General features: G+C 60.3%; 21 protein-coding genes and 2 tRNA genes. 18 read left to right on the top strand and 5 right to left on the bottom strand.

The window, feature by feature from the left end:
* Positions 1-104: 104 nt before the first annotated feature.
* Positions 105-5,144, bottom strand: coding sequence for an Ig-like domain-containing protein (locus M9Q49_RS29580; protein ID WP_254512907.1), 5,040 nt, complete (start codon positions 5,142-5,144; stop codon positions 105-107).
* A gap of 675 nt (positions 5,145-5,819) precedes the next feature.
* On the opposite strand from M9Q49_RS29580, the gene M9Q49_RS29575 reads away from it, so the two are divergent.
* From M9Q49_RS29575 to M9Q49_RS29555, 5 genes are all read left to right on the top strand, one after another.
* Positions 5,820-6,371, top strand: a complete 552-nt coding sequence (locus tag M9Q49_RS29575; protein ID WP_254512906.1) for a DUF2760 domain-containing protein — start codon at positions 5,820-5,822, stop codon at positions 6,369-6,371.
* Between the two features lie 47 nt (positions 6,372-6,418).
* Positions 6,419-8,215, top strand: coding sequence for an Hsp70 family protein (locus M9Q49_RS29570; protein WP_254512905.1), 1,797 nt, complete (start codon positions 6,419-6,421; stop codon positions 8,213-8,215).
* A gap of 185 nt (positions 8,216-8,400) precedes the next feature.
* Complete coding sequence (locus tag M9Q49_RS29565; RefSeq protein WP_254512904.1) at positions 8,401-9,195, top strand: menaquinone biosynthetic enzyme MqnA/MqnD family protein; 795 nt, start codon at positions 8,401-8,403, stop codon at positions 9,193-9,195.
* Positions 9,192-10,325: a cyclic dehypoxanthinyl futalosine synthase gene (gene mqnC, locus M9Q49_RS29560; RefSeq protein ID WP_254512903.1), complete on the top strand. Its 1,134-nt coding sequence runs from the start codon at positions 9,192-9,194 to the stop codon at positions 10,323-10,325. The genes M9Q49_RS29565 and mqnC overlap by 4 nt, the downstream gene beginning before the upstream one ends.
* Before the next feature lie 32 nt (positions 10,326-10,357).
* Positions 10,358-10,600: a GlsB/YeaQ/YmgE family stress response membrane protein gene (locus tag M9Q49_RS29555; protein WP_254512902.1), complete on the top strand. Its 243-nt coding sequence runs from the start codon at positions 10,358-10,360 to the stop codon at positions 10,598-10,600.
* Between the two features lie 6 nt (positions 10,601-10,606).
* On the opposite strand, the gene M9Q49_RS29550 is transcribed toward M9Q49_RS29555, so the two are convergent.
* The 3 genes from M9Q49_RS29550 to M9Q49_RS29540 all read right to left on the bottom strand — a co-directional run bounded on the left by M9Q49_RS29550 (position 10,607) and on the right by M9Q49_RS29540 (position 13,004).
* Positions 10,607-11,014, bottom strand: a complete 408-nt coding sequence (locus tag M9Q49_RS29550) for a hypothetical protein (protein ID WP_254512901.1) — start codon at positions 11,012-11,014, stop codon at positions 10,607-10,609.
* A 73-nt stretch (positions 11,015-11,087) separates the two neighbouring features.
* Entirely contained in the window at positions 11,088-12,161 is a 1,074-nt protein-coding gene (locus tag M9Q49_RS29545; RefSeq protein WP_254512900.1) for a DUF1559 domain-containing protein, read from the bottom strand.
* A gap of 87 nt (positions 12,162-12,248) precedes the next feature.
* Positions 12,249-13,004, bottom strand: a complete 756-nt coding sequence (locus M9Q49_RS29540; protein ID WP_254512899.1) for a FadR/GntR family transcriptional regulator — start codon at positions 13,002-13,004, stop codon at positions 12,249-12,251.
* A 133-nt stretch (positions 13,005-13,137) separates the two neighbouring features.
* Between M9Q49_RS29540 and M9Q49_RS29535 the strand changes: the two genes are divergently transcribed.
* The 4 genes from M9Q49_RS29535 to M9Q49_RS29520 all read left to right on the top strand — a co-directional run bounded on the left by M9Q49_RS29535 (position 13,138) and on the right by M9Q49_RS29520 (position 18,203).
* Complete coding sequence (locus M9Q49_RS29535; RefSeq protein WP_254512898.1) at positions 13,138-16,143, top strand: DUF1553 domain-containing protein; 3,006 nt, start codon at positions 13,138-13,140, stop codon at positions 16,141-16,143.
* Positions 16,144-16,244: 101 nt separating this feature from the next.
* Entirely contained in the window at positions 16,245-17,690 is a 1,446-nt protein-coding gene (locus M9Q49_RS29530; RefSeq protein WP_254512897.1) for a DUF1501 domain-containing protein, read from the top strand.
* A gap of 112 nt (positions 17,691-17,802) precedes the next feature.
* A tRNA-Arg gene (locus M9Q49_RS29525) sits at positions 17,803-17,876 on the top strand.
* 96 nt (positions 17,877-17,972) lie between these two features.
* Positions 17,973-18,203, top strand: coding sequence for a hypothetical protein (locus tag M9Q49_RS29520; RefSeq protein ID WP_254512896.1), 231 nt, complete (start codon positions 17,973-17,975; stop codon positions 18,201-18,203).
* Here M9Q49_RS29520 and M9Q49_RS29515 read toward each other — a convergent pair.
* Entirely contained in the window at positions 18,200-18,469 is a 270-nt protein-coding gene (locus M9Q49_RS29515; RefSeq protein ID WP_254512895.1) for a hypothetical protein, read from the bottom strand. The two genes, M9Q49_RS29520 and M9Q49_RS29515, sit on opposite strands and share 4 nt — an antisense overlap.
* 32 nt (positions 18,470-18,501) lie before the next feature.
* Here M9Q49_RS29515 and M9Q49_RS29510 point away from each other — a divergent pair, with 32 nt between their 5' ends.
* The 9 genes from M9Q49_RS29510 to M9Q49_RS29470 all read left to right on the top strand — a co-directional run bounded on the left by M9Q49_RS29510 (position 18,502) and on the right by M9Q49_RS29470 (position 23,196).
* Positions 18,502-18,804 (top strand): helix-turn-helix domain-containing protein, encoded by a 303-nt coding sequence (locus M9Q49_RS29510; RefSeq protein WP_254512894.1) that lies wholly within the window; start codon positions 18,502-18,504, stop codon positions 18,802-18,804.
* A gap of 361 nt (positions 18,805-19,165) precedes the next feature.
* Positions 19,166-20,260 (top strand): site-specific integrase, encoded by a 1,095-nt coding sequence (locus tag M9Q49_RS29505; RefSeq protein WP_254512893.1) that lies wholly within the window; start codon positions 19,166-19,168, stop codon positions 20,258-20,260.
* Between the two features lie 128 nt (positions 20,261-20,388).
* Positions 20,389-20,760, top strand: coding sequence for a hypothetical protein (locus M9Q49_RS29500; protein WP_254512892.1), 372 nt, complete (start codon positions 20,389-20,391; stop codon positions 20,758-20,760).
* 30 nt (positions 20,761-20,790) lie between these two features.
* Positions 20,791-21,090: a hypothetical protein gene (locus tag M9Q49_RS29495; RefSeq protein ID WP_254512891.1), complete on the top strand. Its 300-nt coding sequence runs from the start codon at positions 20,791-20,793 to the stop codon at positions 21,088-21,090.
* A gap of 47 nt (positions 21,091-21,137) precedes the next feature.
* Positions 21,138-21,215 (top strand) — tRNA-Met (locus M9Q49_RS29490).
* 88 nt (positions 21,216-21,303) lie between these two features.
* Positions 21,304-21,507, top strand: a complete 204-nt coding sequence (locus tag M9Q49_RS29485) for a hypothetical protein (RefSeq protein ID WP_254512890.1) — start codon at positions 21,304-21,306, stop codon at positions 21,505-21,507.
* On the top strand, positions 21,504-21,800 hold the full coding sequence (locus M9Q49_RS29480; protein ID WP_254512889.1) for a hypothetical protein: 297 nt from the start codon (positions 21,504-21,506) through the stop codon (positions 21,798-21,800). Before M9Q49_RS29485 ends, M9Q49_RS29480 begins: the two co-directional genes overlap by 4 nt.
* Positions 21,797-22,048 (top strand): hypothetical protein, encoded by a 252-nt coding sequence (locus tag M9Q49_RS29475; RefSeq protein ID WP_254512888.1) that lies wholly within the window; start codon positions 21,797-21,799, stop codon positions 22,046-22,048. The genes M9Q49_RS29480 and M9Q49_RS29475 overlap by 4 nt, the downstream gene beginning before the upstream one ends.
* A 26-nt stretch (positions 22,049-22,074) precedes the next feature.
* Positions 22,075-23,196: a helix-turn-helix domain-containing protein gene (locus M9Q49_RS29470; RefSeq protein WP_254512887.1), complete on the top strand. Its 1,122-nt coding sequence runs from the start codon at positions 22,075-22,077 to the stop codon at positions 23,194-23,196.
* Positions 23,197-23,272 lie beyond the last annotated feature (76 nt).

Below are 23,272 nucleotides of genomic sequence, written 5' to 3'. Positions count from 1 at the left end.
GGGAGTAATAGAGAGCAAGAAATAAAAACACCCGGCGAGAGGGGATCGCGCCGGGTGCGAGGGATGGGTGCTTCGCTCCGCGAAGCGTTCCGAAGTTTTACGAACTAGTTGGCGTCGTTGCCGTCATCGCCGTTATCGCTGCCGAGCAACGCCATCAGCGTATCGGTGGCTTGGGCTTGTTGCGGATCAACAAATTCACCAGCCGAGCTGTTGTTGGCCAGGGCACTGGTGTCTTCACCAGCCGAGGTGCTCGCGGTGGTGAGCGGGGTGAAGTTGTAGAAGCTGGCGCTCCCCTTGAGGCGATACAGCCGCATCGTGCCGCTGGAAGCCAGGGTCCGCACGTTCGGGTTCGAGACGCTGATGGTCGCCGACTTTTGCGTGCCCGTGCTGTCCTTGGTTTGGATCGTCAGTTTCGGATCGGTCGCGTTGGCGCCCGTGCTGTTCACCGCGAAGCTGGTTTGCGTCGAGGTATCGATGAACGAGCTGCCGACGTCGCTGTACCAAACCTGGCCCGTCGAAGTATCGACGGCAGCGAGAACATAGTTCTTGCTGTTGTGCGAGGTGAGGTCGAACTTCTTCATCACGAAGTTCGTCGTCGCGGTGCTGCCGGTGCCGGTGGTCACGCTGCCGACGAGACCCTTCTCGCCGAAGTTATTGCCCGTGCCGGTGGTTCCTTGCGTCAGTGTCACGCTGATTTCGTCATTGGCACTCAGCGTGCCGCCTTGCGAGCCGACCACATCCACGCCATCGGTCATGAAGGCGGGCTGCGTTTCCTTGATCTTGTATGTGCCCGGGAGCAACGCATCGAAGAGGTACGAACCATCGGTGCCGGTGGTCACGGTGCGGCTGACGGCTGCACTGTTCACATCGGTGCCAGTCAGCGTGATCGTCACACCGGCCAAGCCGCCCGTCGTGCCGTTCTTGAAGACATAGCCAGCGAGGGTCGACGGCGAGTAAGCAAGCACGGTCACTGTGACCGTAGCCGTGGCGGTCAAACCACCTGGATCTTGAATGGTGTAGGTGAAGGTTTCGCTGCCGGTGAAGTTGTTGGCTGGCGTGTACTTTACGCTGCCGCCTCCGGGAGTGATCGTGATCGAGCCGCCCTGCGAACCTTGCGTGACCGCCGAGACGATCAGCGTTTCGGTCGGATCAACACCGCTGTTGTCATTCGTGAGAACGTTGAGCGTGGTGGTGCTGTTCTTGAAGGCGTTCAGCGTGTCGGCCGTGGCAACCGGAACGTCGTTGGTGTTCGTCACGGTGACGGTCACGGTGGCAGTCGAGGTGCCGCCGTTGCCATCGCTGACGGTGTAGCTGAACGTTTCGGTCCCTTGGAAGTTGGCGGCTGGCTTGTACGAGACATTGGCGCCGTTGTTGGCCACTGCGACCACGCCGCCGTTGCTACCTTGCGTGACCGATTGCACGGTCAAGGTTTCGCCGGTGTCGTTGCCCGTGGTGTCGTTGGCCAGCACGTTGATGAAGATCGGCGTGGCGATGTCTTCGGTGGTAGTGGCCGTATCGGCATTCGCGACTGGCGGATCGTTGCCATCGAGCACGGTTACCGTCACGGTGGCGGTGTCGGTCAAGCCGCCGGTGTCGGTGATGGTGTAGGTGAACGTTTCGGTGCCGACGAAGCTCGGGGCCGGCGTGTAACGAATCGAAGAGCCGTTGGAAACGATCGTGATCGTGCCGCCGTGATTGCCTTGGCCGACCGCGGTCACCTTGATGGTTTCGTTGGTATCGGGTGTGGTCAAGTCGTTGCCGAGCACGTCGATGGTGTTGTCGGTGCTGTTTTCGTTGACGGTCTTCGTATCGTCGACCGCGTTCGGAGCATCGTTCACCGGCTGAACTTGCACGTTGACGGTGGCCGTGGTGGTGGCCCCCGAGGCACCGCGGCGGATGGTGTACGTAAACGTTTCCAAGCCGTTGTAATTGGCGGCCGGCGTGTACGACAACGTCTTGCCGTCGGCGGCGATCGATACCGTGCCGCCATTGCTGGTCGTGCCGACGGCGGTGATCACCAGGTCGCTGACCGAACCGCTCGTCACGGTGTCGTTGGCCAGCGGATTGATCGTGTTGTTGGTCGAGTCTTCGTTGAAGTTGACGGTATCGTTGACGGCGGTGAAGTCGAGCCCGATCGTTGCGGTCGCCGTGCCGTAGGTGATCTGGCTCGGTGTCGTGGGAGCTTGCGCACCGTACGTCACGATGTCGAGACTCTCAGTATCGTGCGGATCAGCGGCAAAGGTCACGGTGCCGCCGCCGATGGCTTTCATCGGAATGCGGAAGAACGCGATCTCACCTTGGCCGAGTGCGGTGAAGGTGTTGGCCAGACCGCCGACTTCATCGAGCAAGCCGGGGGTCGTCGTAGTTCCAGTGACCGCCGAGGTGTAGGTAGACAGGCGTTCGATCGCGCCATTGACCTGCACGTTCGAAGAATAGGTCACATCGGTGTAGAACGAGAACACGCCGAAGGCCGATCCAGCGCTGACGGTGCGCGTGTCTTGCACGAACGCTGCCAGATAGAACTCCTGGCCATTCGTCAGGTTATTCAGCACATTGCCGTTGGCATCGACGATCTTCAGCGTCAGCTTGATGTCCTTGACGGCGGCTGCAGCCACTGTGAGATTCACCGTCTGCGAAACGCTGTTGCCGGCCAGGTCGGTGCCGATGATGGTGAAGGTCTGGGCACCCACTTGAGCCGTGGTCGGTGTCCAAACCACGATGCCGGTCTGCGATTGAATGCTCACGCCCGCCGGAGCGCCCGAAGCCAGTGAGTAGACGTAACCGGTCTGCCCTTCGTCGGGGCTCTGGGCGTTGTAGGTGAAGGCCACGCCGTCGGTCGCTTCGGTCGGCGCGGTCGAAGTAAAGGCGCCAGGAGCGGTCTTGTCGTAGACCAGTGGCAGTGCGGTCGACTTGGCACTTTCGCCGCCGTTGAGCGTTTGCGTCGCCGAAATTTGATACGTGCCCGAGGCCAGCGTCGAGATGGCCGTGGTCGTGATCGTGACGCTCGTCGCACCGCTGGCTGCGGTCGCCTGGCCGATGACCGTGTTGCCGTTGTAAAGCTTGACCGTGGCGCCACCGGACACACCCGTGACCAGGAAGCTCAACGAGCCGGCGTTCGTGACATTGTCGGTGTTGCTGCTGCCGCTATCCGAAGCATCGGTCAAATCGACGGCCAGGGTTCCCGACGGGCCGACGTTCACCGTCACGAGCTGCGAATCGAATTGATCCGAGGTGTCGGTGGTGGTCGCGCCTTGCACGCCCAGCAGAATCTTGAAGGTACCGACGAAGTTCGACGGCGGCGTGATCTGCACGGCGCCCGTGGTCGGGTTCACCGTGAACGTGTAGTTGACGGTTTCGCTCGAAGGCTTCACGCCGACATAAGTGACCGGGTTATTTTCGACGTCGGTCGATTGCAGGGTGAAGTTGGCCACGCCACCTTGCACGATATTCACCGGTGCGATGTCGGAGAGGAACGGCGCACCGTTCTTGTTATCGGCCCGCACTTCGACATGGAAGGTCCGTTCGACGAACTGACCATCGGCATCGGTCGCCCGCACGGTGATGTTGGCCGAGCCGGTGGCGCCTTCGGCAGCCTTCAGCATCAACACGCCGTTTTCGGTGTCGGTAAAGATCTGCATCGAGTCGATGATGACATCGGTGGTCGGCTTGTCGTTGCTGTCGACCGGAACTTCGCTGATCGCTTCGCGAACGGCTTCGCCTTCGGTCATCACGCCGAAAATCGAGTGATTGAAATCCAAGTGCCGGGCCGAGAAGTTTTCGGAAACCGACACGGCCGACGAGGTGCCGCCGGTCAAACCAGCACCATTGCCGGTCACTTGATAGATCGTGCGAACCGCACCCTTCTGGCCGAGGAACTCGACGCGGAAGCGGCGGTTTTCGACGACAGCACCTGTGCTGCTCAACTGCGGATCGTGCTCGACCTTGATGTTGCCCGCACCAATGCCGGTCAACTGTTCGAGAGCGGTCTGCATGGCCGTGGCCGTGGTGGCCAGGCTGCCGTTGGTCGTGGCGGCATTGGTAAAGGTGATGGGCCCAGTCGTTTGACCCTTATAGCTCAGGGTGAAGGTGCCGCCGGTCGGCGAGCCGCCGAGCGTCACTTCCCACGATTGATTGTCTTCGGTAATGAAGAACTGCGAATCGTTGGTGTCGTCGCTGCTCTTCGCCATCGAGAGCAAGCCGCTGCGATTGTGCTGCAGGTCGACATTGAATTGATCGTCGAAATCACCCAGCGACGAACCGCCGCTGCCCGTGCCGGTCGGATCGCCTGCTTGCAGCACGAAGTTGTCGATCACGCGGTGGAAGGTGATCTCATTGGAAGCAGTCGCGTTGTAGAAACCGCTGTTCACCAACTGCTTGATGCGGGCGGTCACGCGCGGCACGAAGTTGTCGAACAACTGATACGTCATCGTGCCGTAGCCTTGCACGTTCATCTTCAGGCTTTGATTGCCTTGCAGAATCGTCGGCGTAACCAGGCTCGGGTTGTCGCTCGTCACCGTATAGGTCAGCGTGCCGCCGTTCGGATCGTAGCCATCGAGGCTCACCATCAATGGCGAACCGCCATTGAGCACGGTTTCCGGCAGTTCGGCGAGGAACGGCGTGCTGGTCTGCGGAATGGCGATGCCGGCCTTCGCCGAGATGGCGGCCAGCGTCTGTTCGCCGGTCAACCGTGAGCCATCCTGAAAGACCCAGGTCGGATAGGTGGTGATGTTGTTGGCCGTGGCAATGGCGTTCGGCGTGTGATCGGGGTTGGTAACTTCGATGAAGTTCAGATACTTCGCGCCATCTTCGAACAGATTCTTCGTCGCGGTGCAGTGCGGGCACCAGGCAGCGCCATAGAACTTCACGTTGGCGGCGCTCAGTGCCTTAGCAAACGCGACCAAGTCGTTGGCCAGCACCGAAGCTTCGCCAGCGCTCTGCTGCGAAACGATGGCGGGCGTATCGTTATTGGTGTCGGGCAGCGAATTGCCGAGATCGCTCGCCATCAGTTCGCGAGCTTCGAGTTGATCGAAGAAGAAAGCCTTCTTCTTGCCGCGCAAATCTGCGTTCTGCCGTTCGCGGCGAGTCCACAATTGCTTCAGCGAGTCGATGGTCCGTTGGGCCAGGCTGCGGTGCTGCTTCTTCATGATCGAAAACTTGCCTTCTGCTCTGTATTACCGAAAAGATGCGTGCGGGAGAGACGGATGAACCAAAACGTCACGAAAGCGACCTGCCGTTAACAGGCCGACTCCTTCATGACGGGACGATGGTTCGACGTCCGTGCCGAAGCGCTTGCGAAAGCGCTCGATGAACTCTGCACCGGCGGGTGATTCCCGCGAGCAAATAGAAGTGATGGTCCGCTCAGGTTCCGGACTGAGCCGACACGAAAAACGCCCCTGCGGGTCGAACCGATCCTCGACGACACCGCCACTAACGACCCACCGCTGACGGGTCGCTCATAACCTTCAGAATAACTAGCTAGGAAAGAGGTGAAACACATATCGTGCGAAATTGCCCGTTTTTGCGGATCGATCGTCACTAGCCCGTTACCGAGCGACACTTAGGAATTGGCTACACCGCTTCTTGCGATTTCCACTGCGTGCTGGCGGTTCCGACTCAGCACCGTGCCGTCCGGCGGTTGACAACCTGCCAGACTGGCGTGTGTACTAGGTCAGACCTGTTTGATTAGCAAACAGCGGTCCAGGCGCGTCCACGCCGCGCCAGTCGTTTGGACGCAAAGTCGGCTGGGGAAGTTTCCTCTGCGGATGTGGATTTTTCGGGTATTGCCGGCGAAGAATCGCAACTCTTTTTGAGATAAGCACATGGGACGAATCGGAGTGGCCTTTCGGGCCTTCTTTAAGGCCCTTTTTGATCGCGCGGTAGCCGATCGAGTGGATGCGGCCCTCGCCGGCCGGGAGTTGCCTGCGCTCAACACGACGGGCAGCACGTTGCCAAAAGAGGACGTGCCAGCTCGACCCGCGCCACAGCCAAAACGGAGCGAAGCCTTGACTTTGCTCGCCGCCCTGCAGCGCGAAGCCCGGCTCCTCGACCTCGTGCAGGAACCGCTCGGCGACTACAGCGACGAACAAATCGGCCAGGCCGCCCGCAACGTCTTGCGCGATTCGGCCGGCGTGCTGCAGCGGTTCTTCGCGCTGAAGCGGGTCTCGAACGGGGCAGAAGGGGAAAAGGCCGACGTCCCAGCTGGTTACGATCCAGCTCGCTTCCGCCTCGTCGGCAACGTTACGGGCAACGGCCCGTTCCGTGGCAACCTGACCCACGCCGGCTGGGAAGCTACCACTGTGAACCTGCCGGCTTGGACCGGCTCGCAAAATTCCGCTTTGGTCGTCGCACCCGCCGAAGTGGAGTGCCCGTAGGATAGGCTTCCAGCCTGTCTGCTTCCCGAATTTGAGCTAATAACAATATGTCCGCCCAATATGTAGTCGGTATCGATCTCGGCACGACCAACAGCGTCATCGCCTACGCCCCGATCAACGCCGAAAAGCCGCAGGTGGAACTGCTGGAGATTCCCCAGCTCACCGCACCGGGAACGCTCGAAAACCGGACCTCCTTGCCGTCGTTCCTCTACCTGGCTCCCGATCAGGAAGCCGCCGGCGGAACCCTCGATCTCCCCTGGCAAGCCGGTCAAACGCAGGTCGCCGGAGAAATGGCCCGCCGCCAGGCTGCCGATGCCCCGCAGCGAACCGTGACCGCGGCCAAAAGCTGGCTCTGCCACAGCCGGGTCGATCGCCACCAACCGATCCTCCCCTGGAACGCTCCCGCCGAAGTCGCCAAGGTCTCGCCCGTTACGGCGACGAAGAAATACCTCGAACACCTCCGCTCGGCATGGGAAAATGCCTTCCCCAACGCCCCGCTCGCCAGTCAGCATGTCGTGCTCACGGTGCCCGCATCGTTCGATGCTGCCGCCCGCGAACTGACTCGCGAAGCCGCCCTCGCCGCCGGTTTGCCACAGGCGCTCGTCCTGCTCGAAGAACCACAAGCCGCCGTTTATGCCTGGCTCACGAGCATGGGCGACAAATGGCGAAAGACGGTGAAAGTCGGCGAAACGCTGCTGGTCTGCGACGTCGGCGGCGGCACCACCGACTTGACCCTCGTCGGCGTAGCCGAAGAGCGCGGCGAACTGATGCTGCGCCGAATCGCCGTCGGCGATCACTTGCTAGTTGGCGGCGACAACATGGATCTCGCGCTGGCCCACTACGTCGCCGGCAAGTTCGGCGAAAAGGGGACGAAGCTCGATCCCTGGCAGTCCGTTTCCCTCTGGCACTCCTGCCGCACTGCAAAGGAAACACTGCTGCCGGAAGAAGGGCCGAAGAAGCACCCGATCAGCGTGCTCGGTCGCGGCAGTAAGTTGATCGGCGGCACGATCACCGTTGATGTCGAACGTGCTGCTGCCGCTGATTTACTCCTGGAAGGCTTCTTCCCAAAAGTCGCCCTCACGGAAAAACCAGCCCGCCGTCGCCAATCGGGCTTTCAAGAAATCGGCCTGCCGTTTGAATCCGATACCGCCGTCACTCGGCATCTCGCGGCGTTCCTTTCCGCCCACGGCGAAAACGGCAACGCAGTCCAGCCGACGCATGTTCTCTTCAACGGCGGTGTCTTCAAAGCGGCGCCCTTCCGCGATCGGCTGATGGATGTTCTCGCCCAGTGGGCTCCCGATCGCCCCGCCAAGATCCTCACCGGCGAACAAGACCTTGATCACAGCGTCGCTCGCGGCGCTGCTTACTACGGCTGGGCCAAGCTCCACGGCGGCGTGCGAATCCGCGGCGGCACTGCCCGCTCGTATTACGTCGGCATCGAAACGGCCGGCCTGGCGATTCCCGGCGCACCCCGGCCGTTGCGGGCCCTGTGCGTCGTCCCCTTCGGCATGGAAGAAGGGACCAGCGTCGACGTTCCCTCGGGCGAAATCGGCCTCGTCGTCGGCGAACCGGCGGACTTCCGCTTTTTCAGCTCGCCGACCCGCAAAAACGACAAGCCGGGCGACCTGCTCAATTCGTGGGACGACAACGAGCTAGCTGAAACCGACTCGATGGAAGTCACCCTTTCCAAAGACGAAGCCACCACCGAAGATTACGTCCCCGTCCGCTTCCAATCCGACATCACCGAGCTCGGCGTCTTCGAACTCTGGTGCGCCAGCACCCGCCCCGCGGCAGAACCGCAGCGGTGGAAGTTGGAATTCAGCGTGCGGAAAGATGCGGAGTGAGGGACGAGGCGAGAGGCGAGAGAAAAGGGCACGAAAATTAGGAGAATGCGCAGCATTCGTAAGCTCCCTCGCCCCGCTGCGGGGAGAGGGCTGGGGTGAGGGGTCGAGCAGCGAGTTAACTCACCAAGCGATTAACGGTTAGTCAGTTAGGTTACTCAGTGGTAAAGGCTAAGGAATTCTCGATCATGAAAGTCGGCGCCGTCTCCTACTTGAACACCAAACCGCTGGTCTACAACCTGCCAGCGTCCGGAGATGGTATCGATCTCATTTTCGACCTCCCCAGTCGTCTCGCCGATCGGCTGGCCGCCGGCGAGCTCGATGTTGCCTTGATACCCTCGGTCGAGTTCTTCCAGAACCCTGCCTACACGATCATCTCCGACGCCTGCATCGGCTGCCGCGGCCCCGTCTTCAGCGTGAAGCTCTTCGCCCGCAAGCCGATTGCCGAAATCAAAACGCTGGCCCTCGACGAAGGCTCACGCACGAGCGCCGCCCTCATTCAAATCCTGCTGAAGGAACGCCACGAAGTAACTCCGCAGTTGCTGCCGTTGCCGATCGGGTCTCCTTGGGAAGAATCTCCTGCCGACGCGATCCTCGTCATCGGCGATCGGGCGATGCATCCGCCCGCGTCGGAGTTTGTCGAAATTTGGGACCTCGGCGATGTTTGGTGCCGCTGGGCCGAACTGCCGTTCGTCTTCGCGATGTGGGTTGCCCGGCCTGGCATCGATACCGCCGAGCTCGCCGCGAAACTTTCTGCCGCTCGCGATCAGGGCGTCGCTCATCTCACGCAGATCGCGCGGGCCGAAGCATCGCGGTACGAACTGAGTTACGATCAATGCCTGCGCTACTTGCGCGATAACTTGCATTTCACGCTGGGCCCGCGCGAGCTCGCCGGCCTGCGACTTTATTATCAACACGCCGTCGGCCTCGACCTGGCTCCAGCCGGCATCAAGTTGCCCGACTCCATTCCGACCCTCACATGATCGACACTATTCTCAGCAAAGCAGTCGCCGGCCAGCGGATCACTCCGGAAGAAGGCCTCGCGCTGCTGCAATCGAACGACCTCGCTGCCATCGGCCGTGCTGCTGATGCCGTGACGCGTCGTCTCCATCCCGAGCCGATCCGCACGTACAACATCGATCGGAATATCAACTACACCAACATCTGCACTGCCGTCTGCGATTTCTGCGCGTTCTATCGCAAACCGAAATCGCCCGAAGGCTATGTGCTCGATCGGGCGGAGCTGCTGCAAAAAGTTCGCGAGACTGCCGAGCTCGGCGGCGATCAAATCCTGATGCAAGGCGGCCTGCATCCCGACTACAAACTGGAGTGGTACGAAGAGCTGCTACACGACATTCGTAGCAACTTCCCGCAGATCAATCCGCATGCCTTCAGCCCGCCGGAAATCTATCACTTCACCAAAGTGAACAAGCTGCCGCTGCGTACCGTGCTCGAACGCTTGAAAGCAGCCGGCCTCGGCAGCTTGCCGGGCGGTGGTGGCGAGATCCTCGTCGATCGTGTTCGCGGCGCGATGACGCGCGGCAAGGTGATGACCGACGATTGGCTGAACGTGATGCGCGTCTGGCACGAGCTCGGCGGCCGTGGCAGCGCGACGATGATGTTCGGCCACATCGAAACGCTCGCCGAGCGCATCGAACATCTCGAACGCCTCCGCCAGCTGCAAGACGAAACGCACGGCTTCACGGCGTTTATCTGCTGGACCTTCCAGCCCGATCACACCGACATGGCCCACATTCCGCCAGCCGGTTCGTTCGAATATCTCAAGACCCAAGCCGTCAGCCGTCTCTATCTCGACAACTTCCCCAACATTCAAAGCAGTTGGGTCACGCAGGGAATGAAGATCGGGCAGCTCGCGCTCCTCTTCGGCGCGAACGACATGGGCAGCCTGATGATCGAAGAAAACGTCGTCGCCGAAGCCGGCACTGTTCACTTCCTGACGCTCGATCAAATTCGCGACTCGATCACCGAGCTCGGCTACACGCCGCGTCAACGCAACGTGCATTACGAACTCCTCTCGCTCGATCACGAAGCCCGCGCGGTCGCCGCCAATCGCAAACCAAAGCCGCTGCCGCTGGTGCAACTAGCCAGTTAGCCCAAAGCACTTTTCAACGAGGTCCACCTGCCATGGATATTCTCTGGTTCATCATCATCGGCATCGTCGCGGGTTGGCTAGCCGGAGTCATTATGAAGGGAGGCGGCTATGGCCTCCTGGGTGACTTGCTGCTCGGCATCATCGGCGCAATTGTGGGCGGCTGGTTCTTCCGCCTCATCGGCATCGCCGCCGGCGGCTTGCTCGGCAGCCTGATCACGGCGACCGTGGGCGCGGTGATCTTTATTGCGATCTTGCGGCTGATCAAGCGTGCCTAGTTTCGCTTAGGGCATCGACAGATCAATCGACAGCGGCGTTTTTTCGTCGACGATTTCGCGAACGATCTTTGTATTTGCGGGCGAGAACTTACCCATCAGCTTGTCGGTGCCCGGCAGTGGATCATTGTGTTCCACGGCCACTCGATATTTGCCCGGCTTCACCTTCTCTTCGATGGCGAAGCTACCGGTGGCGTCGGCGCGGCCCGGATAAGTTGTATAGGGCGAGCCTGGCGGGACATCGGGAATCAACGTCACCTGAACCGAGCCCGTCGGACTAAGCGGCAGGGGCTGCTGATTATTCAACACTTTTCCTTTGACCGTCACCAGCTTTTCGCTGCAGCCAGTCAGCGAAAGCAAACAGACAACGCCGAGCAACCAAGAAGCGGCATGTTGAATCGAAATCTGCGAGGGCATCAAAAGAGCTTTCTCAGAACCTAGACTCGGAAGAAAACGAAATTGTTTTCTTGGAAATGCAGCGGACGTGAAATTAATAACTGGTCGTTACTATTTCGCCATCGTTACGGCCGCAAATGGCCTGCCAAGTGGTTTGGGCAATCGTGTTGCTGATGAAGCGAACACCGCCGTCACCAAAACAAGCTTGAATGCCGCCCGGGTGCAAGCTGCGTGATTGAGCCTGCCAGTTGGGCCAGTTGTTGGGCAAGTTGTCGTTCGAGCAACCCATGCGAAGTTTGCCGAGACCGGAATTGCCTACGCCCAGCGAGGTTCGCACGTCGTTGCAGTTTTCAATGTCGTCGGAATACTCAAGGGTGTCATTCGGAACGGTCGCATCTCCTTGGGAAAACGCACCCGTGACGCTCGAGCCCCCCACGCCCATCGCCCACACGCCGCGACGGTCGTTGTCGGTAAGACCCTGTCGGATCTCGTGAATCATGATGGTGTTTGCGGTACCGTCAGCGTTGCTGATTTCGGTCAATGTCGGGCTCTTATTAATGCCGAAGCAGCCGCCGCCGAATGAAGTCGCCTGCGAAGTTCCATCCACCGCGAACGACAGCCAGCTTGGTCCGCCATTTGCGCCATAGTTGCCGCGACCCCAACTGCCGCCATTCAACGAGAAGGGCTTCACGCTGTTCAGGTCGGTTGGGCAAATCATGTTTTTAAGCTTGATGGCCGTAGTCGTTCCTTGCTCCAGGCGCACATTCCGCCACGATTGATCCGTGCCGGCGCTGGCAACGAAGTTATTGATGCCCGTCGCATTTTGTTCATATAGAGCCCGCTGTTCGAAATACGGCAGCATCAGCACGACCCAATTGGGCCCAAAGCCAGGTGTGCGATAGGCGCTTAGAGTGTCGGTTTGAGAAGGTGTCGGCGGGTTGATGATTTGCACGAACGGCGGCAACCGCGAGTTATTCACATCGGCGAAATTATGGGCAGAGAGCCCCAACTGTTTCATGTTGTTCGAGCATTGCGACCGTCGCGCCGATTCGCGCGCGGCTTGTACTGCCGGCAATAGCAACGCCACCAGCACGCCAATGATGGCAATGACCACCAGCAATTCGACGAGAGTAAACCCAAGTCTGCAGCGATTTTTGAGTTGGAACATGAGAGCAGCCTGACAAGAGGAGTGAGAGCAAGGCTTCAATATCTTAGCCTCGGACGTCACTTTCAACGAGATTAATGCAAATTTTTGTCATTTTTCACTAACCCCACTTTGGGCCAAGCCCGCCAGGTCCCGCTTGATCAACCGCATGTGCTGGCGCATGGCTTCGCGGGCCGCAGCCGGGTCGTGCTGGGCGACCGTTTGATAGATCTTCACATGCTCCTCCCAAGCCAGTTGCGTGCCCGACTGCGTGAGCGTGCGGCGGCGGGATTCACGCAGCAATTGCGCGACCGTTTCCAGCAGCAGCACAAACAGCGGATTGTTCGTGGCCGCTGCTAGTGCCCGGTGAAAGGCGATATCGGCTTCGATGCATTCTTCCAGCGAATTGGCGCTGGCCAATTGATCGTTGGTTTGTGCGAGCGCTTGCAGCTGCTCTGCCGTCGCTCGTTCCGCGGCGAGACCGGCGATTTCCACCTCGAGCGGCAGGCGAACCTCGGTCAGATGTTGCAGCGAGCCGCTGCCGCGACTCAATAACGCATCGAGACTAACAATCGCCGCCTGCGGATCGGCCCCTTTCACGCGCGGCCGACGACCCTGCGAAATCTCGACGAGTCCCTGGGTGCAGAGAATCCGCATCGCTTCGCGAATGACCGTGCGCGAGACGCGATACGTGGTTGCCAGATCTCCTTCGGACGGCAGCGAGTCATTGGCCGTCAGCTTGCCGCTGACGATCTGCTCGCGCAGGCGCACCACGACTTCTTCGACGCGATTGGAACCGGCCAGAACTCCTCGCGTGCGAGTTTTGGCGGCGGTGGTCTGGCGGCGTTTGGTAGTTCGGGTGGGCATAATCAACTTATCGTATAAGTAGCGGCGATCCAGGTCAACTTGCGGTGTGAGGCATCGCTTCAGCCGAAATATTGACATAGCAAGCGTGTTCGCGTACCTTTCAACTTGTATGATAAGTTGCCGAGGGCGAAGAATGGTCTCGATCACGACATTTCAACGAGTCTGCTTGCTGCTGCTGACGGTGACGCAAGTGCAAGCCGCCGACACGACCTTTCCCGCCGTGGCTGCGATCTTCGAGCGCCGCTGCGTCGAGTGTCACCAGGCCGATGAAAAGAAGGGTGGCCTGTCGCTGCAGTCGCGGGCCGACCTGCTCGCGGGTGGCGAAAGCGGCGTCGCAATCGAAGCGGGCAAACCAGCGGCCAGCATGTTGCTCGATATGGTCAGCGGCGACAAACCAGCCATGCCGAAGAAAGGGTCCAAGCTGACGGCCGATGAAGTCGCCGCCATCAGTCGTTGGATCGCTGCCGGTGCACCTTGGCCCGCCGAACGAAAACTCGAAGACCGCAGCCTCGCCGATAACAATTGGTGGTCGCTGCGAACGCTGGCTCGTCCTGAACCGCCGCAACTAACGGCCGTAGATCGCGCGTGGACTAAAAATCCAATCGACGCTTTCATCCTCGCCAAGTTGCGTGAGCAGGGTTTTGCGCCGTCGCCGCAAGCCGATCGCCGTGCGCTTATTCGCCGGTTGTATTTCGATCTGATCGGCCTGCCGCCGTCGCCCGAAGAAGCCGATGCTTTTGTCCGCGATCCTGATCCGCAAGCCTACGAAAAACTCGTCAATCGGCTGCTCGAATCGCCTCACTACGGCGAACGTTGGGCCCGCCATTGGCTCGACGTCGTTCACTTCGGCGAGACGCACGGCTACGACAAAGATCAACCCCGCCGCAATGCCTGGCCGTATCGCGACTACGTCATTCGGGCCCTGAATCAGGACAAGCCCTACGTCCGCTTCCTCGAGGAGCAACTCGCCGGCGATGTTCTTTACCCGAACACCATCGACGGCATCGAAGCCCTCGGCTTCATCTCGGCCGGGCCCTGGGATTTCATCGGCCATGCTGAAGTGCCGGAGACCAAGCTCGATGGCAAGGTCGCCCGGCATCTCGATCGCGACGACATGGTGAGCAACGCCATCGGCACGTTCAACAGTCTCACGATCGGCTGCGCTCAATGTCACAACCACAAGTTCGATCCGATCAAGCAAGTCGATTACTACCGCCTCCAAGCCGTCTTCGCCGCCGTCGATCGCGCTGATCGAAAGTATCACGCCGATCCTGCTGTGATGGATCGTTACGCTGCGCTCGAAAGGGAGCAACGTGAACTGACCGAAGCGAAGAAAACGCTCGATGCTAAAATCAAGCAACTTGGCGGCGCGGAGCTCACCGCACTCGATCAGGCCATCGCCGCTGCGCGTCAAACCGCGCCGACCGGCCTGCGCCCCGAGTACGGCTATCACAGCCAACTCGCTCCCAAAGCGGACACGGAAAAGTGGGTGCAAATCGATCTGGGCGAATCGCGCGAGATTGCCGCGCTGACGTACGTCGGTTGCTACGACAACTTCAATCAGATCGGCGCCGGCTTCGGTTTTCCTGTGCGCTTTCGCATCGAAGGCAGCGACGATGCCACTTTCAAAACCAGCAAGGTGCTCGTCGATCAAACAGCAAACGACCTCGCCAATCCGGGCACAACTCCGCAGACGGTTAAGTTCGCATCCAAGCGCGCCCGCTACATTCGCTTCACGGCAACAAAGCTCGCGCTGCGGCAGAATGACTACATGCTCGCCCTCGCCGAACTGCAGGTCTTCGATGCTGCGGGCAAAAACATCGCCGCCGGCGCGAAGGTCACGGCGCTCGATTCCATCGAAGCCGGTCCTCGTTGGCGGCAGACCAATCTCGTCGATGGTATCTATCCTGGTGCTCAAGAAAGTAATAACGGCAAGAAGCTCGACGAGCTTGTAGAGCAACGGCAGGAGCTGCTCGCGCGCATCATTCCCGCAGAAACGCAAAACGCCAGCGAAGAGAATCAACGAAAACTCGACGCCGCCGCTGTCGAACTCGCCAAGCTCACGCCGCCGAATGTCGTCTACGCCGGCACTGTTCACTCCGGCAGTGGCAACTTTGCGGGTACTGGCGGCAAACAAGGTGAGCCGCGGAAGATCTTTGTCCTGCATCGCGGCGACGTGAAAAATCCGCGTGAAGAAGTCACGCCCGCCGCACTCAGTTGCTTGCCGAATTGGCCCGGTGAGTTTTCGCTCGCCGCCGATCACACGGAAGGCGACCGCCGCGCTGCCCTCGCCCACTGGCTCGCCGACAAGCGGAATCCGCTCACCTGGCGAAGCATCGTCAATCGCGTCTGGCAATATCACATCGGCCGGGCCATCGTCGATACGCCGAACGACTTCGGCCGCATGGGCCAACTGCCGTCGCATCCCGAACTGCTCGATTGGCTCGCGGTCGAGTTTCGCGATGGCCGCCAATCGCTCAAAGACCTTCATCGACTGATCGTCACCAGCAGTACGTATCAGCAGCAATCGGAGCCCGATGCAGCGACGCTTACCACTTTGAAGAATGATCCTCGCAAAACCGACGCCGGCAATATTTATCTCTGGCGTATGAACCGCCGCAAGCTCGAAGCCGAGTCGATCCGCGACGCCGCGCTGCAAGTCGCTGGCAAGCTTGACGCCAAAATGGGTGGCCCGAGCTTTCAAGATTTCATCATCGATCAGCCCGCCCACTCGCCCCACTACGAATATCATCTGCACGACCCGAACGATCCGAAATCGCACCGCCGCAGCATCTATCGCTTCATCGTCCGCTCGCAACCGCAGCCCTTCATGACGACGCTCGACTGCGCCGATCCCTCGATGCGAGTCGACAAACGCAACGAATCCCTCTCCGCGCTGCAAGCGCTCGCGCTCCTCAATAACGGTTTCATGGTGACGATGAGTAACCATTTTGCGGAACGCATTTCCAAAGCGACGAGCGAACCGAACGAACAAGTGCGCTTGATCTTCCGGCTCGCCGTTTCGCGAGAACCGACACTCTCCGAGCAGAAAATGTTCGCCGTCTTCATCCGCGAGCACGGACTAGCGAATGCGTGTCGAGCTGCTCTCAACCTGAACGAGTTTGCGTTTGTTGATTAATCGTAGGGTGGGTCGAGCGGTACTCCGCGAGGCCCACCATCACTTGCCGAACATGGTGGGCCTCGTGAGTACACAGGGGCCCACCCTACACAGTGCGAACCATGCAATCCCGCCGCGACTTTCTCCAAAACCTCGGCCAAGGTGTCGGCAGCATCGCGCTCGCTGGGCTACTCGCGAATGACGGGTCCGCTGCAGAAAAGGCTGTACTTCATCATCCTCCCAAAGCCAAACGCGTCATCCAGCTCTTCATGGCCGGCGCCGCGAGTGCCATCGATCTGTTCGATTTCAAACCCGAGCTCGTCAAGCATCACGGCGAGATGAGCGACTTCGGCGAACCCGTCGAAGCCTTTCAAAACGGCCTCGGGCCGTGGCTGAAACCGATCTGGGATTTCAAACCCTACGGCAACTGCGGCAAGCTTCTCGCCGAGCCTGTGGCCGAGCTCGGCAAAGTCGTCGATGAGCTCGCCTTTGTCCACAACGTCGTCGGCAAAACGGGAGTGCATAGCCAGGCGACGCTATTGCATGCCACCGGCTTTCAGCTGCCTGGTTTTCCCGGCATGGGTTCGTGGTGCAGTTATGGCCTCGGCAGTTTGAACGACAATCTGCCGACGTTCGTCGTGCTGCCAGACCATCGCGGCTTGGCCAGCAACGGCACGAAGAATTGGGACTCGGCGTTCCTCCCAGCCCAGCATAGCGGCACGGTGATTTATCCCGGCACGGAAACGCCGATCGCTGATTTGTATCCGCACAAAAACGGCAGCTATATCAACAAAACCAGCGAAGCCGCGGCCCAGGAACTCCTCGCGAAAATCAACGGCCAGCATGCGACCGCGCGACAAACCGATGCCCGGCTTGAATCGCGCATTCGCAGCTACGAGCTCGCCGCCAAGATGCAACTCGCCGCGCCCGAAGCCCTCGATTTCTCGCAAGAGCCCGAGCACATTTTAAAACTCTACGGCCTCGACCATATTCCCGCCGCGTTCGACAAAGAGATCAACGCTCGCGAGGAAACGGTGCACTTCTCGCGCAAGTGCCTCGCCGCTCGCCGATTGCTCGAGCGGGGCGTGCGGTTTGTGCAGATCTGGTCGGGGAACGACAATGGCTTTCCGCGTCGCAACTGGGATTCGCACGAAGACGTGCAGCGCGACCACGGCCCGCTCGCCGCCGGCATGGCCCGCGGCGCGAGTGCCCTCATTCAAGACCTCAAGCAACGCGGCTTGCTCGACGACACCATCATTCTCTGGACGACCGAGTTCGGCCGCATGCCCAGTTCGCAAGGCGGCAAAGGCCGAGACCACAATCCCTACTGCTTCACCAACTGGCTGTGCGGCGGCGGCATCCGGGGCGGCGTGTCGCACGGCCCCAGCGACCAATGGGGCTACAAACCGCTCGACCGCGACCGGCCCACGCAGGTCTACGACATCCACGCCACCATCCTGCACCAGCTGGGTCTCGACCACACCCGCCTCACCGTCCGCCACAACGGCATCGACCGCCGCCTGACCGACGTGCACGGCCACGTGATTCGAGAGTTGATCGCCACATGAGCCTGATGCGCCAGCGAAGGAATCGACGAAATTCCGTCGCTGGCGTTTCAGGCCCATGTGCGACTACGCGCCGCAACATTTTCTTGCTAACCTGGGAGCCGGGAAACCTCCCGCGCCCATAGCTCAATTGGATAGAGCATCGGTCTTCGGAACCGAAGGTTACAGGTTCGACCCCTGTTGGGCGTACTTCACCCCATCTTGCCTAGTCGTATGCATTTGCGCGGCTGAGATGGGGGCAGGCCATCGGTTTCTGTAACCGATGGTCAACCGGAGCGCCCTGGTATGGCCAAAGCGAAACCAGCTCCCAACTCGGTGCGGATCGAACCGCCGAACGAACTTTCGCGCCTCGCGGCGAAAGAGGCATACGAAAAAAAGGGGGTCAACGTCGGCATGGTGGCTGCAATCGCCATGGCAGATGAGATCACCCGTCTAACCGAGCAAATTGAGGCAATGAATGCTGGGTTGCCGATACCACGGCCGCGCGTGCTCAAAATTAAACTGGGGGGCTCCTAGTGGTCCCCACCTTCATCCTCATCGACCGCTTCGATCGAGAGCTGAGCACTGCGCATGACGAGCCGGTGCGAGCCGGGCAGTTCGTAGCCGAGCACGTGCGCTTCGACTTCGACCCGCCGCAAATACAGCCTGTGCGCAACCGTCGAGATTTCTTCGTAGGCCACATGGGCGGCAGCCAGCCAGTGGCGAATTTCCCGCAGGTCGGTGATTTCGCCGTCTGCGATCAGGTCGAGGTCGAGCTGCTTATGAATTTCTTCGGGTGTCATCGGCTTGGGCGAGCTCCGTCAAATGAACTCCGTTGAACCTTGGTTTGCCAGTTACTAGCAAGAGTGTTATAAACACCGGGATGAATGTGATGCCAGCCGAAACTACGATGCACCGCGTGTTCTGCCAGAACCTGCGATCGATGCGTGCAGCAGGCAGCCTTACGCAGGAAGCGATGGCAGATCGTCTAGGCATGACGCAGCCGCAATACGCGAAAATCGAGAACGGATCACACGTGCCATCGCTCGTAACCGTCGAGCGGATCACCATTGCACTCGGTGTTTCTGTTGCTGAGCTACTCGGCAGCGCACACCCGATGAAGCAGCGGTCAGCTTAGCTTGACATTATAGCAAGCTTGGCATAACCTACGGCCGTCGCACTAGCTGCGACGGCATCTCTTGGCGATTCTTCGCCGCTGACGGGAGGTGCTTTCCCCGTCTCGAAGCTCCTACCCGAGCCGATCGTGCTGATCAGCATCGTTCTAACGACCCTCACGGTCATGCCGGTCACGGCATGGGGATTTTCCCCGTTTTTCTCCCGATTCTGCGCGGTTCGCTGTCAGCCCCTGTCACCTGCGCATGCTTTCTTTTTGCATCGTTCGCCGGCGGGGTGCCGGCCCCTCACGGATGGCCACCGCGAGCCCCAGTCGGCGACGGAAGCCGGAAAGTTCTGGTGCTCACCGCAGATTGCTCACCACCATGACCCACACCGCGATTGCCTCCCCGCTCCCCGCCACAATCCGACTCTTCGATCCGACGACGATCGACCTAGCGCCGGACGATCCCTCAGTGCCATCCGTCCTCTGGCGGTTGTCGCAAGTTTTCGAACGCTGCTTCACGCCGCTGTGGATTCAGCCGCAGGCCCTCACCGATTCGACTTCTACGCTGTACCTCGACGCGCTGGGCTACTGGAAAAAACTCGTCAACGATCCGCCGATCGGCGAGATCACCGACTACACCACGGCCTTGTTCACCTCGGAGTTGCTCAAGCAGCCAGGGCGCAAGAGCGAATTCATGTCGATCGGCACGGTACGGAAACACTGCACGCAGATCGACAAGCTGCTCGCGTTCACCGGACCCAAGACGCGCGACAAGCAGGGGCGCAAGAACCTCGGCCTGCTCGATCTGCCGCCGATGGTCGACAAGCCGCAAGCCGACGACGATCCCCCGAACGGCGATTTCTCGCTCGACGAAGTGCAGCGACTGTTTGCTGCAGCAGACAAGATGACGACGCCGAGAATCGAGGGCGTCACGCCGGCAGCGTGGTGGCGTGCGCTGATCGTCGTCGCTTGTTTCACCGGCCTCCGCATCAGCCAGCTGATGCGATTAGAGTACGCCGATCTGAACGCCCCGTTCATCACCGTTTGGGCTCGAAACGGTTCGAAGGGAAGGAAGGGCAAGAAGCAATTCCTACACCCGGAGGCGCTTGCCGACATCCTCGCGATCCGCACCGAGCGGACGCGCATCTTCGAATTCCCCAACTGGGACAAAAACAAGCGCTGGCTGCAGACGCAGATGGAGCGGCTGCTGCAGCACGCGGCCATTCCCGAAGAACGGCAGTTCAAGTTTCACGGGTTTCGCAAAATGCACGCGACGCTGATCGCCGACCAAGAGGGCTCGACGTCGTCGATTCAAGCAGCGCAGTTGTCGCTGGGGCACTCACACGAGAGCACCACGAAGGGCAGCTACATCAACGGCTCGGTGCAACAAAAGATCGTCACTGCGTCGATTCAGCGGCTGCCGTCGCCAAAGGCGAAGAAGGTCGACGACAAGCAAATGCAGCTCTTCACCTAGTCCCGTGTTCCGACCGTCGCTGTGGGCGCGGTTTTTTTCTTCACCTCTTAACGCGGGCCTCATCGCGATCCGTCGGCGCACGTCTCGCGCCGCGCGTGAGGCCCGCATCTTTTATGAAAGGTCCACCGATGAATCGAGCGCTCATCAAATGGCTGCAAGCGAACCTCGGCAAGCGCTGTTTGGCGCCGCTGACTTCGACCGACTCGAAGGCCCTGGCCGCAGCAGTCGCGATTGTCGAACTCTATGCATACGACCGGCAGCCGTCGCTGCTCGATGCCTACCGAGCTGTCGTGATGCGCATGCAACCATCGACTTGGCACCTCGCGTTTCACGCAACTGCGAGCGTGATGAATTGGGAAGACCGCGGAAGAATCTGGACAGGAGCAGAGCTCCCCGGCGGCATCTTTGGGCGATGCGAGTGTGAGCCAAAGTTCGGCGCTTCGGAGCAGCAAGGAGACATAGCGGCCGGTCGCGCGTTCGTTGAAATCGCAGTCAATTAGGCAATTCTTTTACACGCTGGAGTACCTCCGATGTTTCGAGTGCTGATCACAACCGCGAGCGGCATGGTCCGCGGAATGTCCAATTCAGTCGACCATGTGCAGGCAACGACGTTCGCGAACTTCATGCGCGGCCGCGGTCACGGCGCGCAGGTTATCGAAGAGACGTCGGAGCTGGTCGAGCGCTACGAGATGCTCGCCGCGCGGCAACCGAAAACGATGACCGTCGTCACGATCGAGACAAGCTCACCGGCCGTGCAGCTCGGTCCGACGCCGCGCGACTCGCGTAAGGTCGCGCGGCACGTCGGCACCGGTCGCAGCACGCTCAACTGAAACCATGGCCCGTCGGAAATTATCAGCGCCCGGCGGTCCTGGAAGCGCGACGTAGAGCAGCCCGGTTAGCTCGCGAGGCTCATAACCTCGAGGTCGTCGGTTCAAATCCTCAATCGAAAGGTCGAACGCATGTGTAAGCCTGGTGAACCGTGCCCGCACGAAGGAACTCTCAAGTCCCCGGTTGCGCGGGCGTGGGAGGGAATTGAGCAGCAAATGCGCGCTGATCCCGATGTGCCGGAAGAAATGATTTCAGCGGCGAAAGGTATCTTCTATTCCGGCGCGCTCATGGCGATTCAATCACTACGCCGCGGCTTGTCGCCAGTGGGAGAGCTGCTCGCGCTCGCGCTGACCAGCGAAGCAAGACGCGCCACCAGCGCCGCTGAAGCCATGCTGCAGGCTGAAGAGGCAATCCAATGATGCTCTGGCGACTCAACGCGACGCATGATCGCGCCAGTGGGGGCGCGTTCTGCAAATACTTCCGCGAGCCAGCAACGGCGCGCCAATTCGAACGCCGCATCTGCGCATGCTTTTGGAGCGTCGAAGTAGTCCGCGTAGAGCTCAGTATTGGCCCCGCGTCAGCGCGCAGGCTCTGCGACGGCGTGTGGCCAATGGCATCCGACGTCGATCTGCTGCGGCTCTCCGGCGATCCGCTGGCGCTGGCTATTGGCAGCCTGCGCGCGATGCTCGGCCAAACTGGTGACGAGGAATGAACAAGCAAACCATTCGCGAGTACGTGCGGCCGATCATCACGGCCGTGCTCCGCAAATGCCCCGACAACTACGGCGTGGTGATGAAAGAGCGTGCGCTCTTCGGTCACTACCCGTTCAAAAAGCGCTGCGGCTGGCGCTACAAGATCTGGCGCGACGAAATTCGCATCCAGCTACAGCTGCGACCGCCGCGTATGAAATGCGGCGGGCAAGTCCCCGACTCTCCCGGTCAAACTCGGCTGTTCGCATAACAGCCTAGAAGGAATCGATTGCAGTCATGCGATCCGACGACGAAGCACGAAGCGGCCGACAGCGAACACTCGCACGCGGCGAACAGCTGATGATTCTCCGCAAGTGCGTGATCCCTGCATTCGCCGGCAAGGTCTCCGCGGCCGTGCTGAAGCTCATCTTGATTAACCTCGGCGATCACATCGGCGACAACCCGGAGTGCTGGCAATCGCAGGACACGATCGTCGAAGAGACCGGCATCGGCAAACGCCAGGTGCAGCGTGGCATCGCCGCGCTGCAGTCGATGAATCTGATCCTCTCGCGCCGCACTCAATTAACGAACCGTTATCAGATCGTCTGGAACGAACTGAAGCTGCTCGTCCCGGCCGTCGAGATTGAGTCAACCGATGGTTTCCGATGCGCCACTAGTGGCGCATCGGAAAACGCGCCAGGAGAATTCCGTCGCGCCACTAGTGGCGGCTCCGGACGCGCCACCAGTGGCGGCTCCGATGCGCCACCAGTGGCGCATAAAGCGACCAAGAAACGCCCATTGAAGCGACCACCACCGGGCGGCGAGCTCGACGCGGCCTGGCTGGTGGTGGTGGAAGAGTTTCAATCCAAGCAGGCGATCGCGAGAGAACTCGCCGAAGAACACCTCGCGCGAAATTTCACACCAGCGGAGTTCCGCGCGAAGATGCTTGGCGCGTGGGAAACGGCAGAGATGCCCGAGAACGCCGACAAGCTCGTCGACAAGGCAGCATCGGTGCAGTTCTACCTGCGACGCGGCAGCTGGCCGTGCGCGGGGATCGTCGACGCCCATGTGCTCGCCAGGCAGCGCGCGACGAAGGCGGCAGCCGCCGAGCGCGAGACCGTCGAACGCGCGAAACACCTGCGAGCGGAGGCCGAAGCTCAGCGGCTGCGCGAATTGCTGCAGCAACGCGAAGAGAACTTTGGCCCGTTGCTCGATCGACTCGATCGAGAACAGCTGCGCGATCTGATCGATCTCGCGGCTGACCTCAGCGACTTCCAGCGTGACGCGGCGTACCGCGCAACTTTCAACCCGCCTCCGACCGGCTACGCGCGCAGCACGTTCCTGGAAACGCTCGAAGCGTGCGGCGCGACCGCCGAGGATTTTTTCAACGAAGCCACTATCGAAAGGACCGCCGAATGATTGCATCGACCCAAACTGCTGTTAAGGAAACGAAACCGAATAAGAAAACCAGCGCGGCGAATTGCCCGAAGGGCGG

Origin of the sequence: Anatilimnocola floriformis (assembly GCF_024256385.1) — a bacterium.
In the GTDB taxonomy this organism is placed as follows: Bacteria; Planctomycetota; Planctomycetia; order Pirellulales; family Pirellulaceae; genus Anatilimnocola; species Anatilimnocola floriformis.
This window is presented reverse-complemented; position numbering and strand designations above follow the sequence as displayed.

Bases quoted from the DNA above. Each gene is read 5' to 3' on its own strand.
- M9Q49_RS29500 (WP_254512892.1), top strand. From the start codon at position 20,389: ATGAATCGAGCGCTCATCAAATGGCTGCAAGCGAACCTCGGCAAGCGC.
- M9Q49_RS29540 (WP_254512899.1), bottom strand. From the start codon at position 13,004: ATGCCCACCCGAACTACCAAACGCCGCCAGACCACCGCCGCCAAAACT.
- M9Q49_RS29535 (WP_254512898.1), top strand. From the start codon at position 13,138: ATGGTCTCGATCACGACATTTCAACGAGTCTGCTTGCTGCTGCTGACG.
- M9Q49_RS29515 (WP_254512895.1), bottom strand. From the start codon at position 18,469: ATGACACCCGAAGAAATTCATAAGCAGCTCGACCTCGACCTGATCGCA.
- M9Q49_RS29550 (WP_254512901.1), bottom strand. From the start codon at position 11,014: ATGCCCTCGCAGATTTCGATTCAACATGCCGCTTCTTGGTTGCTCGGC.
- M9Q49_RS29475 (WP_254512888.1), top strand. From the start codon at position 21,797: ATGAACAAGCAAACCATTCGCGAGTACGTGCGGCCGATCATCACGGCC.
- M9Q49_RS29505 (WP_254512893.1), top strand. From the start codon at position 19,166: ATGACCCACACCGCGATTGCCTCCCCGCTCCCCGCCACAATCCGACTC.
- M9Q49_RS29470 (WP_254512887.1), top strand. From the start codon at position 22,075: ATGCGATCCGACGACGAAGCACGAAGCGGCCGACAGCGAACACTCGCA.
- M9Q49_RS29565 (WP_254512904.1), top strand. From the start codon at position 8,401: ATGAAAGTCGGCGCCGTCTCCTACTTGAACACCAAACCGCTGGTCTAC.
- M9Q49_RS29530 (WP_254512897.1), top strand. From the start codon at position 16,245: ATGCAATCCCGCCGCGACTTTCTCCAAAACCTCGGCCAAGGTGTCGGC.
- M9Q49_RS29545 (WP_254512900.1), bottom strand. From the start codon at position 12,161: ATGTTCCAACTCAAAAATCGCTGCAGACTTGGGTTTACTCTCGTCGAA.
- M9Q49_RS29485 (WP_254512890.1), top strand. From the start codon at position 21,304: ATGCGCGCTGATCCCGATGTGCCGGAAGAAATGATTTCAGCGGCGAAA.
- mqnC (WP_254512903.1), top strand. From the start codon at position 9,192: ATGATCGACACTATTCTCAGCAAAGCAGTCGCCGGCCAGCGGATCACT.
- M9Q49_RS29520 (WP_254512896.1), top strand. From the start codon at position 17,973: ATGGCCAAAGCGAAACCAGCTCCCAACTCGGTGCGGATCGAACCGCCG.
- M9Q49_RS29570 (WP_254512905.1), top strand. From the start codon at position 6,419: ATGTCCGCCCAATATGTAGTCGGTATCGATCTCGGCACGACCAACAGC.
- M9Q49_RS29495 (WP_254512891.1), top strand. From the start codon at position 20,791: ATGTTTCGAGTGCTGATCACAACCGCGAGCGGCATGGTCCGCGGAATG.
- M9Q49_RS29580 (WP_254512907.1), bottom strand. From the start codon at position 5,144: ATGAAGAAGCAGCACCGCAGCCTGGCCCAACGGACCATCGACTCGCTG.
- M9Q49_RS29575 (WP_254512906.1), top strand. From the start codon at position 5,820: ATGGGACGAATCGGAGTGGCCTTTCGGGCCTTCTTTAAGGCCCTTTTT.
- M9Q49_RS29555 (WP_254512902.1), top strand. From the start codon at position 10,358: ATGGATATTCTCTGGTTCATCATCATCGGCATCGTCGCGGGTTGGCTA.
- M9Q49_RS29480 (WP_254512889.1), top strand. From the start codon at position 21,504: ATGATGCTCTGGCGACTCAACGCGACGCATGATCGCGCCAGTGGGGGC.